The sequence below is a fragment of the Micromonospora haikouensis genome (assembly GCF_000876225.1).
Taxonomy (GTDB): Bacteria; Actinomycetota; Actinomycetes; order Mycobacteriales; family Micromonosporaceae; genus Micromonospora; species Micromonospora haikouensis.
Genome location: NZ_JXSX01000001.1, coordinates 3,134,027 through 3,137,018, shown reverse-complemented (window position 1 = coordinate 3,137,018; position 2,992 = coordinate 3,134,027). Strand labels below are relative to the sequence as shown.

General features: G+C 75.1%; 3 protein-coding genes. All 3 read right to left on the bottom strand.

Annotated features, from left to right (window positions below):
• Positions 1–81: 81 nt before the first annotated feature.
• A complete protein-coding gene (locus TK50_RS13015; RefSeq protein WP_043962988.1) occupies positions 82–414 on the bottom strand; it encodes a hypothetical protein in 333 nt (110 codons plus the stop codon).
• Positions 414–860: a YbaB/EbfC family nucleoid-associated protein gene (locus TK50_RS13010; protein ID WP_082106278.1), complete on the bottom strand. Its 447-nt coding sequence runs from the start codon at positions 858–860 to the stop codon at positions 414–416. The genes TK50_RS13015 and TK50_RS13010 overlap by 1 nt, the downstream gene beginning before the upstream one ends.
• A gap of 84 nt (positions 861–944) precedes the next feature.
• Positions 945–2,972 (bottom strand): hypothetical protein, encoded by a 2,028-nt coding sequence (locus tag TK50_RS32175; protein ID WP_052503721.1) that lies wholly within the window; start codon positions 2,970–2,972, stop codon positions 945–947.
• Positions 2,973–2,992 lie beyond the last annotated feature (20 nt).

The window sequence follows — 2,992 nt, the reverse complement described above, 5'->3', positions numbered from 1 at the left end:
CGGAGACCACCCCTCGTCGTCGTGCCGCTGTCAGGTGTCACGGAACCGCTGCCCGCCCGCGGCGGGAACCACTGCCGGCCGCTAGGAGTGCCGGCCGTTGTTGACCCCGCCGGCCATGTCGGCGTTGGTCGCCTCCACGTTGGCCAGGATCTGCCCCAGCTTCCGCAGGTCGTCCTGGTAGCCCTGCGGCACCGCGCCCAGGAGCTGGATGAGATCCGCGCCGAGCGCCGCCTTCGGCAGGTTCGCCACGATCTCGTCGATGTCGGCGTACGGCTCGCCGACGAGTCCGGGATGGTCGGTGTCGCTGCGCCGCAACGCCCGCTGGACCCGGTCCAGCTCCTCGGTGAACGGGTCGAAGTTCGGGTTCGTCAGCCGGCCGGTGTCGGCGCCGATCGGCCCGGTCGCCGGGGCCATCAGCGGGCACCCGTCGCGGGCGGCGGCACCGGGGCGTCGTCCGGCTCGGCGACGCGGAACACCTCGGCGAGCAGCCGGTCCATCGGCAGCGGGCCGCGCTCGGGGTCGGCCTCGCCGGTCAACAGGTCGATCATGGGCAGCCCGGCGGGGAGCAGCGACTCGAACGCGGCGACGGTGCGGGCCAGCGCCTCGTCCCGGGCCGACCCGATCGTGTCGACCAGCAGCTCGCCCAGCTCCGGGCCGGCCATCGACCGGTACGCCGAGGTCGGGAACTTGATCGCCGTGACCGTTCCCCGGCTGTCCACGGTGACCGCGACCGCCCGGTTCTTCGCGGTCACCGTGCTGTACGCGGTGTGCAGGTCGCCCTGGATCTCGTCGATCGCGGCCTTCTGCCGTTCGAGTTCGGCGAGCGCCTGCTCGACCTGGTTGGACAACGGACTCGACATGTCCTCACCTCCTGGTTCCCGTGGTTCGTCTCTGTCTCGTGGGGTCACCGGCGGCGGTCGCCCGCCGTTCGGTGTCGCCGGATGTCAGCCCTGGCCGCGCGCGTGCTCCCGACCGTGGACCACCGGGCCGACGGCCGGTGCCTGCGCCATGTCGACCGGCGCCGCCACCGGTTGCCGCCTCGGCGGATCGGTCCGGCCGACCACGGCCGCCGTGCACGTCGGGTCGGCCCCCCATGCCTCGTCGTCCTCGGTCAACCGGGTGCTGCGCCGCGCGTCGTCGCCGCCCGCCCGGCTCACCGGCGCGCCGATCGCCGGCAGGAGCGGAGGCCCGGCGGGTCGGCCGGAACCCGGCGGTCCGGGTGCCCCGGCACCGCCGCCCGCCACGCCGGGGGACCCCGCGCCCCCGACGCCGCCGGAGGACCCCGTACCACCGGGCAACCCCGCGCCGCCGACGCCGCCGGGCGGACCGGCGAGCAGGGCGGCGAGTTCCCGGCCGACGGCGGAACCACCGACGGCCGCGCCGGGCGCGACCGCGACCGGCGCGTCGGCCAGGTCGCCGATGTCGACGCCGCCGTCGGCCCAGTTCCCCAGCGCGCCGCCGGAGCGGCGGTCGGCGTCCGCAACGCCGCCGCCGGCCCGTCCGCCGATCACCGGGCCGACGCCGCCGGCCAGGCCCCCCACTCCGGCCAGCGCCCCGCCGCCCCACCCGCCGATGCCGGTACGCCCGACAGCACCGAACGCGCCGACGCCGTCGCCGGCCACGCCTGAGGTGTCGAGGCCGCCGGAGCCGCCGGCCAGGCTCGCCGCGCCGAGGGCGGACCCGATGCCCGCCCCGCCGAATCCGCCGCCGCCCAGCGCGCCGACCGCACCGATGGCCGCCGGCCCGCCGGCCAGGACGTTCCCCGTCCCGCCGGCCCCCGAGGAGGAGAACGTCACGTCCGGCCCGCCGCCCCCGGTGCCGTCGGGCCCGTCGAAGCCGGTGCCGCCGAACTGGGTGCTGGTGAACCGCACCTCGTCGCGGGGCGGGCCGTCGGTGGGGCCGTCCGAGGAACCCTCCAGGGGCGGCGGGGACTGCCCGCCGCCGGGGGGACCGGTGAACCGGTTGACGATCCCGCTGGTCTGGCGCAACGCGGCGACGAGCTGGCCCAGCGCGGTCCGCATCTGCATGTCGAGCAGGACGAGCTGCCGCAGCCAGGCGGAGCGGAGCAGCACGTCGAGATCGGCCCACCCGGCGGCGGTGGTGAGGTCGTACGTGCCGCTGTTGGAGCCGGTGCCGTAGGTGTCCGGCACGGTGACCAGCACCGCGTTCAGGCTGCCCTGGTCGACCTGTTCGAGGATGCTGCGGACCGTGCTGAACAACGCGGCCGGATGGTACGTGTTGTACCACTCGTGGGTGTGGTCGCTGAAGACCCGCCAGGCGTCGTTGATCCGCTCGCGGAACATCAGCAAGTCGTTCGACTGCTCGAAGACCCGGTCCGACCAGGCGTTGGCGTCGTTCGTCGCGTTCATGTCCCGGGTGAGCCGGTCGATGTCCGCGTGCAGCGAGTTCAACGCCGCCACGAAGACCGCCGACGCCGACCCGTCGAACCCGGAACCGGCCCCGCTGATCCCGTCGCGCAGCACCCGCAGCTCGGCGGCGGTGGTCAGCAGCGTCTGCTCGACCCGCCAGAGCAGGTTGCCGGCGTCGGTGAAGCTGCGCTCGCTGAACCAGCCGTTGGTGCCGGCGTACAGCCGGGTGAGGGCGTTGACGCTGGCCCGGTAGAAGCTGTCGAACGCGGTGCTCGGCGGCGGTCCGCCGGCCCCCTCCCAGAAGGTGATGTGACCCCGCACGATCTCCCAGAGATCCCGCTGCGGGTCGTCCACCCCGGGACCGACCCGACGGTAGCCGATCAGCTCACGGTCCCCCGGCTCCACGGTGGGGCGAGTGCCCCGGTCCAGCTCCTGGGTACGCCGTTCGACGAACCGGACCCAGGTGACCCCGTGGCCGGCGACGAGGTTGCGGTCGATCAGCGTGCCGCTGAACTGGTCGGCGCCGTCGCGGCCCTCGTTGAGGACGTCCCGCAGCATCCGTTCCCAGGTCCAGCCGGCGAACTCCTGGTTCGGGGCGGTCACCGCGCGGCCCGCCCGGGTCG